This window comes from Kribbella sp. NPDC058245 (assembly GCF_042882005.1).
Taxonomy (GTDB): domain Bacteria; phylum Actinomycetota; class Actinomycetes; order Propionibacteriales; family Kribbellaceae; genus Kribbella.
The window spans coordinates 228409-245064 of the sequence record NZ_JBHVWY010000010.1; the positions used below are offsets into that span (position 1 = coordinate 228409).

The window sequence follows — 16656 nt, forward strand, 5'->3', positions numbered from 1 at the left end:
ATGAGTATCGAACGGAGGTTCGCTTCCTGGCAAGTCGCCTGCTGTAGTAGGCGTTGCGGCGGCTGTCCACGGAGCGGCCTGACCGGTAGTGTCGCTGCGTGACGACCAACGACCCGAATGACACCGACATCGCTCAGCGATTGGTGACTTCGTCCAAGCTCAGCAAGTCGAAGGTCGGTGCGTGTTGGGTCCTCGGAATCCTCTTAACCGCCTCAGGAATCACCGCGACCTTCACGGGACACGATGGGGCCGGTGCGGCGACGATGATCGTTTTTGGGGGTTTGCTGCTGGCCTTGGCTCTGATGGAGCGTGTACCGCTCAAGTTCGAGGTAGCTGGGGCGAAGCTCGACGCCACTTACGAGCGTGATCGCGCCTTCGAGGCGGGCCGTGAAGGCGGAGTGGCCAAGGGGCTCGACACCGCGATCGGTGAAGTCGAGGCCGCCATCGAGGCCGGAGAAGCATCGCCCGACGCCCTCCTGGAACGGCTTCGGGATGAACGTGAAGTACACGGAGGCTGGGCGTCGGCGAGAGGCATGCTGTTCGATGAAGGAGCGAGCCTCGATGCAATCGAGGCGAACCGCGTCGGCTACCGTGGCCCGGCTGCTTGCGCGGCGGTCGCAATCACATACAAACAGCTCGACTATTGGTACCGCACGGGCGTGGTCCTGCCGAGCGCTCAGGCATTGAATGACCCGAAGCAACGCCTCTATACCTTCAAGGACGTCGTCCTGCTCAAGGTGACGAAGCGCCTACTCGATGCCGGCTTCCCGCTTTCTCAGGTTCGGTTTGCGATTGCCCACCTGCGCGAGCAGAAGCTCGACGAGATCGCGGCTTGTACGATCATGGGTGATGGTGAGGCCATCTACTTCTCAATATCTGCGGACGAGACTCGCGACTTAGTGGCCACAGGCAAAGCCGCCTTCGGTATTGCATTGGGCCGTCTGGTTGACGAAGTCGAAGCCGCTCTCAGGGAGCTCCCTGCGCAGCCGACGGCGGGCTCGTAGGACGTCCCCGGGTGCGCCTTTTAGGTCGACCGTCAGTCCGCCCGTAGATTCGGTGTTGCAAGTGTGGAAATGAGGGGGAGAGCCGCCCCACGCCACAGCGATTACGAGCTTCCCCCGCCTCGCTCGATCAGCCGATCGGTGAGTTCGATAGTCGCCAAGAACAACCAGAAGGTCCAGTCGCGGAAGACTGGATCGTAGTCAGGCTGCTGCGCCGCGTTTTGGTGCCGGATGGCGAAACCGTTGGCGATGTGGAAGAGCGCGCCTTCGTCCTTGCTGAGCAAGTTCTCCTTGAGCAGCTTTCGGCGCTCCTCAAGCACAAGCGCCAGAGTGATGGCAGCGGACCTCTTCGCCTCCTCGGTAGCTCCACGGGACCTGAAAAGTGCGATGGCGTGGCGAACCTGATCGGAGACTGGGCCTACAGGCTTCTCGGTCATGCTGGAAATCAGATCGCCCCGTGCTTCGTCGGTGATCTCAACGAGACGTCCGATGTCCTCGCCGCTCTCTGCTAACCGAAGACCCATTTGACTGCGATCGAGCAGGTTGTTGACCCTCCAGCGGTAGAGGGTCTGCCCGCTATCACGAGAAAAGTCCTTGTGGTGCCAGCCGCAGCCGGAGTAGGAGTGGAAAGTCCTGAACTGCGGTCGGGCGACGAGGTCGTGCAGTACTTCGATCAGGTCACAGAAGGCGTTGCGATCCTCGGCAAGCTCAGTCGGGTCCATCACCCAGAGGTCGGCGCGGCCCGTCATCTCTTCGATTACGCCGGCAGGTTCGGTATCTGATGGATCGTCGACGCAGTCCTTCTCAAACGCCTTCTCGAAGTATCCGCGCTCCAAGAGGTTGCGCACGATCCGTTTGAACTCTCTGGCAGTCGCGGTACTGCTCAATGAGTTCACGGACGCGCCTGTCTGGCGTTCGGACCAGTAAGGTACTCGTTGCCTCGGGAGAGGCAGACTGTCTGCGCGGCGCAGCAGGCTCACGAGAAACTTCTGACGGCTGGAGGGCGTGGCCGTGGGCTTCGGGCGGTCCCATGAGTCCGGTCCACCAGCAAAAGGGTTTGGCGTGGGTGGAAGCGCCTTGAAGTCCTCGCCTGGGACGCTGGTTGAGAAAGCGTCTTCGAGAAGCAGCTCAACGCGCTCGTCCCATTCGGGGGTCTTCGGGGCGTTGATCAGCTTGGTTAGCTCTACCCGGAACAGATCCGGTGGCCAGGTCAACTCGTAGTCTGGGCTTGGCGGCGTCACGTCGGAAAGTCTGCCACTGTCGACGGACAGATCTGTCCGTCGCTCGCAATGCTGTACGGGTGACTTCAGGTAGGGCGGACGGGACTCGAACCCGTGACCAAGCGATTATGAGTCGCTAGCTCTAACCAGCTGAGCTACCGCCCCCGAAGGGTGTTGCCTCGGTGATCCTAGCCCCTGTCCGGTGCCCGGGTGCGCGTGGGATAGGGGCTACTTTTGGGTCTAGTTGCCGACCTGCCGTGGGTGTTTGGGCAGGTCAGGGGTGGTTTCCGTCTGGTCGTAGCGTGGGTTTATGAGTCCTCTGCTCTGACCGGCTGAGCTACCGCCCCGTGCCGGGTGATCGTACCGGGTGTGGGGGTGGGGTGGGGGAAACCAGGGGTGGGTCAGGGGTTTGACGGAGTGGTTGCTGGGGTGGAGCGGGCATGATGGAGGTCAGGTCCGGAGAAGGCGGACCCGACGAAGGGAACGGCGATGGGCTGGTTCATTTTCCTGGTGCTCGTGGTCGGGGCGGTGGCGGCGTACAAGTACCGGGTGCCGCTGATCGCCAAGCTGACCGGACAGCCGCAGCAGCGGATTCAGCGGGCGATCGACAAGCGCAAGCAGAAGTAGCGGCGGCGGCAGTGATGAGGAGGCGGGCCTCGGGTGAGGTCCGCCTTCGGTGTCAGTCGGCGATGCGTCAGTCGGCGATGTGGCGGCCGGACTGGCGGGCGAGTTCGGTGAAGAAGGCTCGGTAGAGCGGTTCGTCGGCGGTCTGGATCTCGAGCCGCCAGGGCAGTTTGACGGGGGCGGTGGCGTAGAGCGGCTCGTCCGATTGCTTGACGTAGCCGAGGTAGAGCAGGCTCGGGCCCTTCTTCTGCGGCGCGAACCGGATCTTTGCCCACTTCACGGGTGTCCGGTAGCCGCCGATCCACGGGGTCTGCTTGAAGACTTCGAGGATCCCGCTGTCGACGTGGATGTAGACGTCGTCGTGCTCGAAGACCATCGGCTCCATGGGCGGAGACCTCTCTGGGTACGACGAAGGCCGGCTCCTGACGGAACCGGCCTCTGGTGGTGAAGCTCCCGCAACTGGACTCGAACCAGTAACCTGCCGATTAACAGTCGGCTGCTCTGCCAATTGAGCTATGCGGGATCGTATTTTTCTGTCCTCGATCCCCTGAGGACTTGAGTAGGTTAGCAGGCCTGAGGCGTCCTGCAAAAACGGGATTCCACCGGTGGGATTCCCCCTTCTGAGTCAGCTTTGGGCCGGCTGTGGGGTCAGAGGCCGAACTCTTCGCGGACCGCTGCCAGGGCAGCCTCGGCGGCGTCGACGATGCCGGGCTGGGTGGGCTCGAGGCCTTTGTCCAGCACGAAGTTCCAGGTGATCGGCGCCTCGGTGCTGGACGGGTTCCGGCGGCCGACGATCCGGACACCGCGCTTGCCGGCCAGGGGAACGTGCCGCTGGATGACGATGCTCGCGTCGACGCGCTCGCGCAGGAGTTGCCCGAAACGGCCTGGGTCCTCCAGCTTCAGGTCGGTCGCGCGCAACGGCGTACCGAAGGCGGTGGTCTCGTAGACGTGCAGGACCGACGCCTCCGAATCCCATCCGGCGCGCTCGATCTGCTCCCACCCAACGCGTCGTACCGACTCTGCTGTGGGCTTGCCAGGGGTTTCGGTCGGGACGTCCGCCGGGAGGTAGACGGCGGCTCGCGTGCCCGCGACCCAGTTCCCGTCGGCGAGCTGTGCTGCGGCCAGGATCGACTCCTTCCGCCCAGGGGTGGATCCACCCACGGCATCGGAAAGCTCACGGGGCCAGCTACTGCGCCTGAATCTCACCTCTCCATCATCCCAGCCCCACCAACCCGCCCCTGCTCCGCACCCCCGCGCGGTCAGGCGGCGTAGTCACGGAGCTGGTGGGTGGCTCGACGGCGGAGGTGGCGGAGGGCTTCGCGTTCGAGACTGCGGATGCGGTCGGGGCTGAGGCCTAGGGAGGCAGCGGTCTCGTCGATGGTGGCGGGGGAGTGGCCATGCAGGCCGTAGCGGTGGCGGATGACTTGTTCGTGGAGCTCGTCGAGGAACTGGAGCTGGTGGGCGATGTCACGGCGGAGGGCTGCTTGGAGGACGACAGCCTCATCGTCGACCAGGGGTTCGGAGTCGCCGAACTCGAGGGCCTCGGGATGGACCTGCCAAGCCTGGGCGCGCTCCAGCCGGGCGATGGTGAGGGTGGTGTCGGCGGCGAGCTCGGTCTGGGTGGGCTCGCGGCCCAGGCGTTGGGTGAGCTCGTGCCGGGCGGCGGCGACCCGGCAGGCGTCGGCGTACGCCTGGGCGGGCATCCGGATCAGCCGGGACCGGTCGGAGATCGCGCGCCCGAGCGACTGGCGGATCCACCAGATCGCGTACGTCGAGAAGCGGTGCCCGAGGCGGTGGTCGAACCGCTCGATCGCGCGGATCAGACCGATGTTGCCCTCCTGGATGAGGTCCAGCAGCGAGATGCCCTTGCCCGTGTAACGGCGCGCGATCGTCACCACGAGCCGCAGGTTGCTCTCGATCATCCGCCGCCACGAAAGCCGGCCGAGCCGGACGAGCTCATGCAGCTCGCTCGCGTCGGGCGGCGGCGGATCCGCGGTCAGCCGGTCGGCGGCCAGCACGCCGGCCTCGATCCAGTGTGAGTGTTCGTTGACCTCCTCCAGTGTGAGTAGTTCGTGCCGCCCGATCTCGCGCAGGTACGCCACCAGCGCGGTCACGTCGGCAGGTTCGCAGTCCAGGTGCTCAGCCATCTGCTCCCTCTCTCCTGACAAGAGGATGCAGTCAAAGTCACCCCGTGTGACCGGCCAATTTCAAATCGGTGGATAACTCGCTGACGCCGCAGGTAGTTCACCGGAAAGCGGGCGCCGAAGAGGCGGGACGGATGAGCTGGCGGCGGGTACCTTTGGGCGGTGCGAGTCGCTACGTGGAACGTGAATTCGGTGAAGCAGCGGATGCCTCGGCTTCTGGAGTGGCTGGACGAGCGGCAGCCGGACGTCGTGTGTCTGCAGGAGACCAAACTGGCCGACGACGCGTTCACCGCGTTGCTCGGTGGTGAGTTGACCGGCCGCGGCTACGAGACCGCCTTGTACGGCGAGGTGCAGTGGAACGGCGTCGCCATCCTGAGCAAGGTCGGGCTCGAGGACGTGGTGACCGGGGTGGCCGGTGCGCCAGGGTTCCCGCATCCGGAGGCGAGGGCGGTGGCGGCGACCTGTGGTGGGATTCGGATCCACGGGCTCTACGTGCCGAACGGGCGTACTCCCGACTCGGATCACTACCAGTACAAGCTCGCCTGGTTGAAGGCCCTCACCGACGTTGTCGCCGACGGCCCGGCGGATCAGATCGTCTGCGGTGACATGAACATCGCGCCGACCGACGCGGACGTCTTCGACCCCGCCGCGTACGTCGGTTCCACGCACGTGACACCGCCTGAGCGCGAGGCGCTCGCTGAGTTGATGGCGGCGAAGGGCCTGCACGATGTGGTCCGCGAACGCTGGCCGGACGACCAGGTGTTCAGCTACTGGGACTACCGCGCCGGCATGTTCCATCAGAACCTGGGGATGCGGATCGACCTGATGCTCGCGACGGACGCCGTCGCCACCAGGGTGAAGGCGACCTGGATCGATCGGAAGGCCCGCAAGGGGACCGGTCCGAGTGACCACGCGCCGGTGATCGTCGACCTCGATGTGGCACCGGACGGCGACATCGGGCCGATGGTTCCGCCGCCCTCTGCTCCGCGGGGCAAGAAGCGGCCGACAACCCTCCCGCAGAACCGCTGATGCGGCGAGTCGTCGCGGCCGTTGTGGTGGCCGCCTCCGCCCTGACCGCCTGCAGCAGCAAGAGCGACGACCAGCCAGCGCAGCAGCAGACCGTCAACTGGGAGAAGGTCGACGTCGGCGCCGAGCCGGTCGCCCTGGCCGAGCACGACGGTCAGATCCTGGTCGGCGTCAAGCAGAAGGGGAAGGTCGTCCCCGGACTCGTGCTGCTGAACGGCTCCGACCGTAAGACCGTCATCGTCAAGCCCTCCGCCTCGAGCCCGTACTCCTTCGAGGCGATCTGGCACTCGATCGCCTGGGACGGCAAACGGGTGCTCGGCCTCGGCGGTGCTTCCGGCGGCGCGCACGGCAATGTGCGATGGACTGTGTGGACCGGCTCAACAGAGGCTGGTCTGCAGGAACACCCGCAGTCCTTCGACACCTTCAACGGCTTGTCTGCAGGTGAGATGAGCTCGGCCGTGCTGACCCCGGCCGGCGAGGCGCTCACCGGTTCGTGGGAAGGCGTCGTGACCGGGCTCGACGCTGCAGTCTGGCTGCCGCAGCCCAACAACAAGTGGCTCAGACAGGACTCGGCCAAGACCCCGCTGCAGAACACGAAGAACCTGCTGGTCGGCACCGGCTACGCGACCGCGTACGGCGATGGTCTGCTGCTGGCCGGCTCGCAGGTCCGCCTCGAACCCAACGTCGTCCAGCAGGGCGCCGCCGTGTGGCGGTCGCAGAAGCTCGCCCAGGGCTGGACCCGCGTCGAACTTCCGGACCCCGGCAGCCGCAGCCAGGCGAACACCGCAACCTGTACGACGACCTGCGTGATCTCCGGGTTCGTGGAGAACAAGCTCGCGATCTGGCGGTACGACGGCACCAAGACGCAACGGCTGAGCGGCGTACCGGCGATCCCGGTCGGTGACAAGGACGTGCTGCCGCCGCCGCTCTCCGATGGTACCCCGGACGGCACGGTCACCCAGGTGATTGCCCAAGACAACAAAGTCAAGGTCGTCAACGGCCGGGACGGCAACTGGCAGGTGTCCGAGTCGACCGGCGGACTCCAGGGACCGGTGACCGCCCTGGTCCGGACTGCGGACCAGGAGGCCTACCTGATCGCCGGCGGCGCACTGTGGAAGGCAAAGCTCCCTAGCTGAGCAAGCCCTTCACGTACGCCGCCTGGCCGATGTGCTGGGCGTCGTCGTCGGCCACGCTGATCAGCCGCACGCCCAGGGTGACCGGCGGGTCCCAGCGCTTGTCGACGATGCGGTCGAAGTCCGCGTCGTCGAGCGTCTGCAGGAACTTGACCGTCTGCTCGTGGACAGCGTCGTGGTACCCGATCAGCAACTCCGCGGAGACCTGCACCTGGCCGACCTGCTCGGCGGTGTGTGCGTAGCCGGTGTCGGCCGCGTCGAACGGCAGCCCGAGTCGCTCGTGCCAGCCGTCCGCGGTGTGGGTCTGCTCGTGCCCGGCGACCTCCGAGACGTGGTCGTCCTGGACGCGCGTCAGATGCCAGACCAGCCAAGCTATCGAGTTGGCCGTGTCGGACGGTCGCGCGGTGAGGACCTTGTCGTCCAGCCCCTCCAGCACTGCGTGCACCTGCTCCTGCACCCGGCTGAAGCCATCAATGAGAATCTCGTTGGCCTTCATGAGAATCACCATAAACCCGGCCGCCGACAGAAAATCAGCTCGGCAGGACGCCCGACCAGATCACGCCGACCGCGAGACAAGCCAGCGCGACCAAACCGAACACGCCCACCCACATCACGGCCGGTACGCCGGTCAGCCGGCGCAGCTGATCCGCGTCCGAACTCCGGCCCTGCCCACCCCGCCGCGAGTGCTGCAGCTCGATCACCGCGCGTGGTGCGGCGAGCAGCAGGAACCAGGTCAGCAGATGCGCGAAGGAAGACTGCACCGACGGTGAGCCCCACCAGGTGACCCCGAAGACCAGCGCACCGAAGACGAGCACCGACCACAGCCCGTACAGATTCCGGATCTGCAGCAGCAGGATCACCAACGCAACCAACAGTCCCCAGAGCAACGCAACGGCGTACCCGCGACTGAGGACGAAGGCCGCGGCGAGCCCGAAGAGCGCCGGACCGGGATAGCCGGCCAGCAGTACGGCGATCATCCCCGCACCGGTCGGTTTACCGCGGGACACGGTCACCCCGGAGGTGTCGGAGTGCAGGCGGATCCCAGCCAGCTGACGACCTACCAGCAATGCGATCAGACCATGCGCACCTTCATGCGCGATCGTCACCACATTCCGGGTGAGCTTCCAGAGTGGTCGCCACGCGATCAGGAGCAGCGCGACCACGCCGGTCCCGATGACTACACGGATCGACGGCTCAGGTTGTGCTGACGTGATGCTGTCCCAGAACTCACTCACCCGCCCATCCTTGCAGTACTACGGAAATGGGATGTGCACGGTCACTCGTTCGCGCAGCTGCTCGTTCATCAGCCAGAGCTCGTTGGTCGCCGGCCAGTAGGACAGGTTCTCGGTGTTCTTAGGTGCTTTCGTCCAAAGTGACGTGGAGACGCCACCAGTACCGCGGTGCAGACAGCTGGGGTAGTCGACACCGTCACCGATATTGTCGGCGTACTCGGGACAGACTCCGGTGATCACAAAGCTGTTGTTGTAGGACACCGCTCCCTGCATGCCCCACACCGGCGAGTTGAACGCCTCCACCGCACGCACCACGCCGTCGGTACCAGCAGCAGGCAGACCGGTCGTCTTGTCGAGCGGCCAGCGCACGATCCGGCCGCCACCCTTCGTGGTGTGCTCAGCCGCGACAAACGAGCCAGTACCGGCGTGATCGAGCGCAAGGCTGGCAAAGCACGGCCGTACGCCGGTAGTCGACGCGCACCCGCCTCCGGCGTACCAATAGGCCCCGACCTGCGGCAGCGCGAAGGAGTGCCAGAGCGCGTGGTACTTGCCGTCAGTACCGAGCCCGACCTCGCCAGTGCTCGTGTCGGTCCGCCAGATGTGTCGCAGGTCGAACACCCGCAGTACGGCACCGCCCGTCGCGACCACGAGCATATTGCCGGACCACTACAGCCCGTGGCCGTGCCCGGCGATCGCCTGGAAGTTTCCGTCCGCAGTCGGCTCCACCAGCAGCACGTGCCGGTACTTGTTGGTCGCAACGTCCAGGAACGACACCCGGATCGCAGTGTCGCCACTGTTGTGCCAGCTCGCGACCACGACCCGCCGCGCACCACCTGCCGGCTGAGCGTCGCCAGAGCCCGACAGGCCCTGCGGGATCCAGACGTTCTCGTCGTCGTCCTCACCGTCCTGCCAGCAGAACCCCTGCGGGTTCAGAGAGGCAGTCAGGTACGTCGAATGGCACAGCGCGCGCCCGGTCCGATTGGACGCGGCGAGGACCTCGGTGACCCCAACCGGCGCGAGAGCCGGCTTGGTCTCCAGCTGAGCCACGCGAGCGCCGTACGTGGCGAAGGTGTCGCCCGAGACGAGCTGGAACCCGCTCGCGTCGATGCGTGGGAAGGTGGCAGCGGCCTGCGCCTGCGGGGCGGTGAGCGTGGTGATCAGCAGGGCGGCGGTAAATAACATTCGACGGATCCGCATGGGATAGATAATCCTTGACGTGCGCCGCCTCTGCACTCCGAACGTGGCGCGTCGTGGCAGCTTCAGGGCAGATCACCGTCCAGGGAGCTGCTCACCTCTACAGTCGTGCGCGTGAAGATCGTCGCTGCGGTGTGCGCAGTCCTGCTGCTGACGGGTTGTACGGCGAAGCCGGTCGCCGACCCGGCGGCCGCCGCTGCGTCGGAAGCGGCCAAAGCGCGAGAGGCCGTGCCGACAACCACGCCGTCTGCGGCCCCGCCGGGCAAGGTCACCGCACCGCCGCAGCCCGCCGAGCTGACCAAGAACCCGATCTACCGCGTCGGCAAGCTGACCGCGCACTGTCCGGAACCAAAGATCAAGCCAACCTCGGTGGCGAACGTCCGGGCGTACTACACGCACCTGACGGCCTGCCTGAATGCGGCCTGGGCGCCGGTGATCCGCAAGGCGGGCTTCACCTTCACGCCGCCGAAGCTGGATGTCGTCGCCGGCAAGTCGGCGGACCTGCCCTGCGACCAGGACGCCTACGGCATTTACTGCGGTGACACGATCTACATCAACGCGCAGATCGACCTGGACTACTTCCGCGAGGATCCCGAGCTGGCGGTGGGGACGATGGCCTTCGTGATCGGTCACGAGTACGGGCATCACGTGCAGGCGCTCGCCGGGATCTCGGAGGCGGCCTACCAGCGCGGGGTCAAGCTCAACGGCGTGGATCTGGCCCTCGAGGAGACCCGCCGCCACGAGCTGCAGGCGTCCTGCTTCGGTGGTGTGTACTTCGGTGCGGCCCGTGACTTCCGCAAGGGCTCGGACTGGCCCAAGACCTTCGGTGAGATCGTCGCATCGACCTCCGACCCGCAATACGACCATGGAAGCGCCAAGAACCACGCTCGCTGGTCCATGGCCGGATTCGCGGCCGCGGACCCGGTCGCCTGTAACACCTACTCAGCCCCGTCGGCGCAGGTTGGCTGATGCGGCCCGGTGCCACCTGAGATGGCGGCACCGGGCCGGGAGTCAGCGGAGCGAACGACGGCCCGCGGTGGCGAGCTCCTCGTCGGCTCGCACCAGGTAAGGCTCGCGATCGAGCACCAACCGGGCCGCGGCCGCACCGATGTCGAACCACAGCCCGATCAGCTCGAGACGACCTTCCTCCTCGGCCTTGCGAACGCACGGGAAGCTGCGCAGGTTCGACAGCTGTACGCCGACATTCGCGACCGACAGTTTGTCCGCCGGAGACAGTTTCATCCCGGTGGCCGGATCAACGATGTCGGGTAGCCCGACAGCCCGTCGTACCGATGGCTCGAAGTGACGCAGCCAGTTCTGCAGGCCGGTGCCGGCAGGGGCGTTCGCCTCCAGCGTGGCCGCGGCCGCGCCGCAGTGCGAGTGACCGCAGACGACGATCGACCGGACGCCGAGCACCTCGACCGCGTACTCGATCGCGGCGTCGACCGAGTTGCTGCCGGAGCCGTTGGGCGGGACGAGGTTGCCGACGTTCCGCACGCAGAACTGGTCACCCGGACCGGTGGTGGTGATCATGTTCGGCACGATGCGCGAGTCGGCACAGGTGATGAACAGCTGCGTCGGCTTCTGGCCGTCGGCCGCGAGTTTGGCGAGGATCGGCCGGATCTGATCGGCCGACTCCTCGAAGGCGCGGATGCCGTCGAGCACCCGCTCGTCCGGCGCGGCGACTGCCTGGGGTTGCCAGGGCAGCAGTCGTCGGGTCGGAGTGGACTGCAGGGCAGCCCGGAAGGCCAACCGGTTCAGCTCGACCGAGCCACCGCGCGCGATGTGACCGCGCCGCCAGTCCTCGATCGCCTCGTACGCCGCGTGGTCGAGATGATCGACCGACAGGTCCACCCGGACCCGGGCACCGGTCGGAATCGACCGCAGGGTCCGGATCAGTGAGGAGACCCCCAGGAAGACGAGCGTGCCGCGGATCTGCACGGTCCACAGCCCATCCTCCTCGGTCGCGGTGACCGTTGCCCTCGACAACCGGTAGAGCACTCGCACGAGCGCGAGCACCAGACCGATCAGTACACCTTCGGCCAGTCCCAGTACGGCGACGCCCGCCGCGGTGACGACGTACACGAGTAGTTCGTCGTGCCGCCGTAACGTGCGGATGTGTGCGAGCTGCACGAGACGCAGCCCGGTGACCAGCAGGACACCGGCCAGCGCGGCCATCGGGATCAGCTCGAGCATCGAGCCGGCCGCGAGGACGAACGCCGCGATCCAGAGCCCGTGCATGATCGCCGAGGCCCGGGACTTGGCGCCCGCGGCAACGTTTGTCGAGCTGCGCACGATCACACCGGTCACCGGCATCCCACCGAGAGCGCCGGAGATCGCATTGGCCGCGCCTTGCCCGATCAGCTCACGATCGAGGTTGCTGCGCTTGCCGTTGTGAAGCTTGTCAACGGCAACAGCCGAGAGCAACGACTCGACGCTCGCGACCAAGGCAACGGTCAGCACGGCCGCGATGATCTGCCCCGGCGTGCCCTCAGGGATCGCCGGCAGGATGAGCTCCTGCAGCGGCTGGTCGGGCAGGTTCACCCGGGTCACGTCAGGCATCCAGACCGCGGCCAGCGCCGTCGCGAAGACGACCGCGACCAGCGGCGCCGGAACCACTTTGACCTTGGGCAGCCGCGGCCAGGCCAGCAGGATCGCAACAGTCAGCACACCAACGAGCACCGAGTGCGGATGATGAGCGACCAGACGGCCGGGAAGCGCTGCCACGTTGGCGATCATCGAACTCTGCGCCTGACCACCGAGCACTACATGAAGTTGCTGGACGGCGATGGTGACGCCGATCCCCGCGAGCATGCCGTGCACGACAGCGGGGGAGAGCGAGAGCGCGAGCCGCCCGATCCGGGTGACTCCCAACAGGATTTGGACCACACCGGCAGCGCAGGTGATGCCGGCCGTGGCGGCCCACCCGAACTGGCCGACAAGGCCAGCGACAACAACGGTCAGGCCCGCGGCGGGGCCGCTGACCTGAAGCGGTGAACCGCCGAGTGCACCGGCGACCACACCGCCGACGACCGCGGCCACGAGGCCCGCGATCAAGGGGGCGCCCGATGCTGCGGCGATCCCCAGGGAGAGTGGTATTGCGATCAGGAAGACCACCAGCGAGGCCGGTAGGTCATGGTGAAGGATGGACCTCAGAGACGTTCGCTGTGAGGTCGGTGGTGAATGAGAGGTTGACATGGTCGGCACGGGTCCCTCCGGCGTCTGGTGCTCACGGCATCTGGCGTCGAAACAAAGAGTGTCGATCTAGTCACTTACTGTACGGGGCCGTTCAAGCCCACCAAAGCGATCTGTGAAATTTTCTGAGGGCAATTCGTTGCCAGAAGCACCGAGAGAGGAAGCACAGTGGATCTGCAACTGTCCGGAAAAGTTGCCGTCGTCACCGGAGCGAGCAAGGGAATCGGGCTCGCCTGCGTCGACGCGCTCGCCGCGGAGGGCGCGACGGTCTTCGGGATCTCGCGCAGCGCGGACAACCTCGCCGAGGCCCGGCGACGGGTCGAGTTCACCCCGGTGGCGGTCGACCTGACCGATGCGGACGCGACCGCCGAGGTATTCGCGAAGATCGGCGTACCGGACATCCTGATCAACTGCGCGGGCGCCGCGCGGCAGATCCCGGTCGACGAACTCAGCAGTACGACGTTGCATGCGGCAATGGAAGCGAAGTACTTCACCTACATGCACGCGACCGAGGCGGTCATCCGCGGGATGGCCGAGCGCGGCAGCGGCTCAGTGGTGAACGTCGTCGGCTCGGGCGGCAAGGCAGCGAACCCGCTGCACATCGGCGGCGGGGCTGCGAATGCGGCGTTGATGCTCGCGTCGGTCGGCTACGCCAAGGCGTACGCCGGGCAGGGCGTCCGGGTGAACGTGATCAACCCGGGGCTGACGCTGACCGGTCGGGTGGATGACCGGCTCGACGCCGCGACGCGGGCCAGTGGCCGGCCGCGGTACGAACTGCTGTCCGAGATGGTGGCCGACATCCCGCTGGGCCGCCCGGCCGATCCGGCCGAGGTCGCCAACGTCGCTGTCTTCCTCGCGTCGGCGAAGGCAAGTTATGTGACGGGTGCAGTCATCACGATGGATGGCGGCACCGCGTCGATCATCTGAACCACTACTTGAGGGCCCGGGCCCGCCGGCGGCGATCTTCCAGGGTCAGGCCGAGAAGGGCGTGACGGGTCTCTCGGCCGGTACGCCGTCGATGGTGAGGTCGACGTGTTCGTTGAGGAAGGCAACTAGTCCGGCGATCGGGAGGAGTGGCGCGGTCGGGAAGTCGTAGGACCAGGCCAGGTCGCGGCTGTCGATCGACCAGTAGCCGGTGGTGCGGCCCTTGTAGGGGCAGGCGGTGCGGGTGTCACTCGGGGTGAGGTGCTCGAAGTTCACCGCGAGCCGTGGGAAGTAGTAGCGCGGCGGCAGCCCGGTCTCGAACACGATGACGGTCGAGGACGACTCGGCCAGCACCACGCCGTCCCGCGACACCTGGACGTGCCGGTCCGAGCGGATCGCGTCACACCGTGAGTACGGGTTGCGGGGATGGACGAAGACCTCCTCGTCCTCCTCGAACCAGCTGTCGACCGCATCCCATTGGAAGCGGGCTCGACCGAGCTCGTCGTACACCCAGGCCTTGCCGCGACCGGCGGTGTGCACCCGGGCGACGCCGTGCTCGAAGACCTTGGTCTCCCCGGTGTCGACCAGTACGCCGTCGGTCACGTCCCCGAGCGGGATGTAGTACTGCGGGTACGGCGGGAACTCCCACAGATAAATGGCGTTCTGGGTGTCGACGACGACCTGGCCGTCGAGCAGCGCGCGGATCCGGCGAGGGACCGGCGCGCTGCCGCCAGGTGGAACGAAGGGCAGGGGGTAGTCGGTCATGCCCCCAGTAAAGCTTGGTCAGACGGTGATCCAGTCGATGTCCGCGATATAGCCGGACGGATTGCTGATCTTGAGGGCATTGGCACCGGCGGTGAGCTTCACCGGCAGGTAGACCACCTGCGGCGTACCCCAATCGTTGTCGCCGAGGCCGTGGTAGTTCACCCAGTAGCTGTCACCGCCGTTCACGGTGAGCATGCTCTGCCGGCTGGTGTCCCCGTCGGTGTAGGCGATCTTCACCAGGTAGGTCCCGGTCGTCGGCACGGTGATGCCGTTCAGGGTGACCGAGGCGTCGTACCCGATGTTGCCGATCTTCTTCCCACCCGAGCAGAGGGTGCAGTCGTTCGCGCTCGCGTTGCCGGTGAGTGTGCTGGTTGCGGCCTCGGCTTCGTACCGCACCGGCCCGCCGTTCTTCACGGTCAACATGGTGATCGGTGCGCTGGCGTCCGACGTACGGGCGCCGTTGACGCCCTTCACCGTGAACGTGTACTGCGTCTGCGGCAGCAGCCCGGTGACCACAGCACTCGTTGCCGTGCTGGTTGCCACCTGCTTGCCGTTGGCAAAGATCTTGTACGACGCCGCGCCGGTGCTCGGCCTCCACGTGAGTGACGTGGTCGTGCGGTTGACGTCCGTCGCGGTCAGGTCGGCCGGGATGCCCACCGACGGGCGGTCGTTCGGAGTGATCTTGTACAGCTTCGAACCGTGCGCCGGCAGTGCCGCGCTGACCGAGCCGGCGACGTCGCGGATGTTCTGGTTCGCCCAGATGTCGCGGACGGTCGCCTTGCCGTTGATACCGAGCTGACCGAAGTCACCGATGACAGTGGCCGGAGTCTCGGCGAGGTTGAACAGACCGACCGTGACGCTGCCGTCGGCGTTCTTCGCGTACCAGGTCTGCTGCAACTGGTCCTGGTTCAGCGGGCGGGCCGGGTTGCCGGACTGGTTGATCGCGATGACCTCGCGGTTGGTCAGCAGCTTCAGGCCGTAGGCGTCCAGCTTGGTCAGGTCGTCACCGGCGAACAGCGGCGCGGAGTTGATCGCCCAGAACGTCATGTAGCTCTGCCGCTCGGCCTCATTGAGACCGTCCATCGCTCCAACGCCGACGTTGATCGCGTCGAGGTTGTTCCAGTGCCCGGGGCCGGCGTCGTCGATCCACTGCGGCAGGTCCCACCAGCGCTGCTTCACCGAGCCGTCCCAGCGGACGATCGTGTCGCAGTAGCACTCGACGTCGGTGTCGATCCGCCAGCCGTTCGAATTCTGCTTCCACACATCGGCGTACCGATGACTGAGTGACCACGACAGCGTGTACTGCATCGGGCGGCCGGCGTTCTGCACCGAACGCCACCAAGTCTCGACGTCCTCGGTGTTGTTGTGGTTCGGGTCGTCCGGAGCACCCTTCCAGGAGCCGGGGCCGACGCCGTCCATCTTGATGAAGTCGACTCCCCAGCTCGCGAAGAGCTTGGTGATCGAGTCGGCGTACTTCTGTGCGCAGGGGCTCGCGTAGTTGATCTTGTACGCCGCGTCCCAGCCGTTCGTCTTGCGCAGGTCCGAGTAGACGATGTCGCGGGTGAAGCAGCCGGGCGCGTTGTAGATCGGCGTGTTGCCGTCGCGGTAGACGTCCAGGCCGAGGCCGACCACGGTGTAGATGCCGAACTTCAGGCCGAGCTTGTGGATGTCGTCGCCGACCGCCTTCATCCCGCGCGGGAACCGCTTCGCGCTCGCGACCGGCCGGCCGTACTCGTCACCGCCGTCCTGCCAGCCGGCGTCCACGTTGATGTACTCGTAGCCGTACGGCTTGAGCTTAGTGGCCATCGCGTTGGCCTGGGCGAGGATGTTCTTCTCACTGATGAAGCTGCCGGGACCATCCGGGTTCACACCCGGGTAGTTGGTCGACTGCAGGCTCCAGGAGCTCCAACCCATGTACGGCGTGGCTGCGACCTGCCGGTACTTCGGGGGGACGGGGCGGGGGTGGGCTGCGACAGGGTGGACGGTGAGGGGCTGGACGGCGTCGGCGGGGGCGTTCACGGCTGTCGTCGTCACCAGAGCGACGGCAGCCAGGACAGTGGTGACACGGCGTCTGTTCACGTTGCCGAGCGTAGGGTTGCTTAATTTACATCGTCAAGTATCAAGGCGTGATGACCGTCTGTGACGTGACTGGGACGTTACTGTCATCAACCTTCTCCGGGGGCTGGGAGTCCTTAGAC

The 16656-nt window shown here is 66.2% G+C and carries 17 protein-coding genes and 2 tRNA genes; 6 read left to right on the forward strand and 13 right to left on the reverse strand.

Translation table 11 applies throughout. From position 1 onward, the window contains the following. The first annotated feature begins 98 nt into the window (after window positions 1–98). Entirely contained in the window at window positions 99–1004 is a 906-nt protein-coding gene (locus tag ACFVWG_RS24150) for a MerR family transcriptional regulator (protein ID WP_391545645.1), read from the forward strand. Between the two features lie 101 nt (window positions 1005–1105). Here the strand turns inward: ACFVWG_RS24150 and ACFVWG_RS24155 are convergent, their stop codons facing one another. Further along, window positions 1106–2242 (reverse strand): hypothetical protein, encoded by a 1137-nt coding sequence (locus ACFVWG_RS24155; protein ID WP_391545646.1) that lies wholly within the window; start codon window positions 2240–2242, stop codon window positions 1106–1108. Window positions 2243–2312: 70 nt separating this feature from the next. Continuing rightward, window positions 2313–2386: transfer RNA gene (locus tag ACFVWG_RS24160), tRNA-Ile, on the reverse strand. A gap of 324 nt (window positions 2387–2710) precedes the next feature. On the opposite strand from ACFVWG_RS24160, the gene ACFVWG_RS24165 reads away from it, so the two are divergent. After that, window positions 2711–2848, forward strand: a complete 138-nt coding sequence (locus tag ACFVWG_RS24165) for a hypothetical protein (protein ID WP_391545647.1) — start codon at window positions 2711–2713, stop codon at window positions 2846–2848. 67 nt (window positions 2849–2915) lie between these two features. Here ACFVWG_RS24165 and ACFVWG_RS24170 read toward each other — a convergent pair whose 3' ends face one another. From ACFVWG_RS24170 to ACFVWG_RS24185, 4 genes are all read right to left on the reverse strand, one after another. Next, on the reverse strand, window positions 2916–3230 hold the full coding sequence (locus ACFVWG_RS24170; RefSeq protein WP_391545648.1) for a hypothetical protein: 315 nt from the start codon (window positions 3228–3230) through the stop codon (window positions 2916–2918). 65 nt (window positions 3231–3295) lie between these two features. After that, a tRNA-Asn gene (locus ACFVWG_RS24175) sits at window positions 3296–3368 on the reverse strand. Window positions 3369–3493: 125 nt separating this feature from the next. After that, window positions 3494–4051: a hypothetical protein gene (locus ACFVWG_RS24180; protein ID WP_391545649.1), complete on the reverse strand. Its 558-nt coding sequence runs from the start codon at window positions 4049–4051 to the stop codon at window positions 3494–3496. A 53-nt stretch (window positions 4052–4104) separates the two neighbouring features. Next, the gene (locus ACFVWG_RS24185; RefSeq protein ID WP_391545650.1) at window positions 4105–4992 is read right to left on the reverse strand and encodes an RNA polymerase sigma factor RpoD/SigA; all 888 of its coding nucleotides are present in this window, start codon (window positions 4990–4992) and stop codon (window positions 4105–4107) included. A 159-nt stretch (window positions 4993–5151) separates the two neighbouring features. On the opposite strand from ACFVWG_RS24185, the gene ACFVWG_RS24190 reads away from it, so the two are divergent. Next, entirely contained in the window at window positions 5152–6018 is an 867-nt protein-coding gene (locus ACFVWG_RS24190) for an exodeoxyribonuclease III (RefSeq protein WP_391545651.1), read from the forward strand. Then, window positions 6018–7151, forward strand: coding sequence for a hypothetical protein (locus ACFVWG_RS24195; RefSeq protein WP_391545652.1), 1134 nt, complete (start codon window positions 6018–6020; stop codon window positions 7149–7151). The genes ACFVWG_RS24190 and ACFVWG_RS24195 overlap by 1 nt, the downstream gene beginning before the upstream one ends. Here the strand turns inward: ACFVWG_RS24195 and ACFVWG_RS24200 are convergent. Genes ACFVWG_RS24200 through ACFVWG_RS24215 form a run of 4 tightly spaced genes read right to left on the reverse strand, consistent with a single transcriptional unit; the run spans window position 7144 to window position 9562 of the window. Beyond that, window positions 7144–7644, reverse strand: coding sequence for a DinB family protein (locus ACFVWG_RS24200; RefSeq protein ID WP_391545653.1), 501 nt, complete (start codon window positions 7642–7644; stop codon window positions 7144–7146). The genes ACFVWG_RS24195 and ACFVWG_RS24200 overlap by 8 nt on opposite strands. A gap of 34 nt (window positions 7645–7678) precedes the next feature. Beyond that, window positions 7679–8383: a M50 family metallopeptidase gene (locus tag ACFVWG_RS24205; RefSeq protein ID WP_391545654.1), complete on the reverse strand. Its 705-nt coding sequence runs from the start codon at window positions 8381–8383 to the stop codon at window positions 7679–7681. Window positions 8384–8401: 18 nt separating this feature from the next. Next, a complete protein-coding gene (locus tag ACFVWG_RS24210) occupies window positions 8402–9034 on the reverse strand; it encodes a hypothetical protein (RefSeq protein ID WP_391545655.1) in 633 nt (210 codons plus the stop codon). 12 nt (window positions 9035–9046) lie between these two features. Beyond that, entirely contained in the window at window positions 9047–9562 is a 516-nt protein-coding gene (locus tag ACFVWG_RS24215) for a hypothetical protein (protein WP_391545656.1), read from the reverse strand. A 126-nt stretch (window positions 9563–9688) separates the two neighbouring features. Here ACFVWG_RS24215 and ACFVWG_RS24220 point away from each other — a divergent pair, with 126 nt between their 5' ends. After that, complete coding sequence (locus tag ACFVWG_RS24220) at window positions 9689–10543, forward strand: neutral zinc metallopeptidase (RefSeq protein ID WP_391545657.1); 855 nt, start codon at window positions 9689–9691, stop codon at window positions 10541–10543. Window positions 10544–10585: 42 nt separating this feature from the next. On the opposite strand, the gene ACFVWG_RS24225 is transcribed toward ACFVWG_RS24220, so the two are convergent. Next, window positions 10586–12772 (reverse strand): bifunctional SulP family inorganic anion transporter/carbonic anhydrase, encoded by a 2187-nt coding sequence (locus tag ACFVWG_RS24225; protein ID WP_391545658.1) that lies wholly within the window; start codon window positions 12770–12772, stop codon window positions 10586–10588. Window positions 12773–12937: 165 nt separating this feature from the next. Here ACFVWG_RS24225 and ACFVWG_RS24230 point away from each other — a divergent pair, with 165 nt between their 5' ends. Continuing rightward, window positions 12938–13696, forward strand: coding sequence for an SDR family NAD(P)-dependent oxidoreductase (locus ACFVWG_RS24230; protein ID WP_391545659.1), 759 nt, complete (start codon window positions 12938–12940; stop codon window positions 13694–13696). A gap of 45 nt (window positions 13697–13741) precedes the next feature. Here the strand turns inward: ACFVWG_RS24230 and ACFVWG_RS24235 are convergent, their stop codons facing one another. Both ACFVWG_RS24235 and ACFVWG_RS24240 read right to left on the reverse strand, forming a co-directional pair. Further along, complete coding sequence (locus tag ACFVWG_RS24235) at window positions 13742–14458, reverse strand: DUF427 domain-containing protein (RefSeq protein ID WP_391545660.1); 717 nt, start codon at window positions 14456–14458, stop codon at window positions 13742–13744. Window positions 14459–14476: 18 nt separating this feature from the next. Beyond that, complete coding sequence (locus tag ACFVWG_RS24240) at window positions 14477–16537, reverse strand: fibronectin type III domain-containing protein (RefSeq protein ID WP_391545661.1); 2061 nt, start codon at window positions 16535–16537, stop codon at window positions 14477–14479. Window positions 16538–16656: the final 119 nt, after the last annotated feature.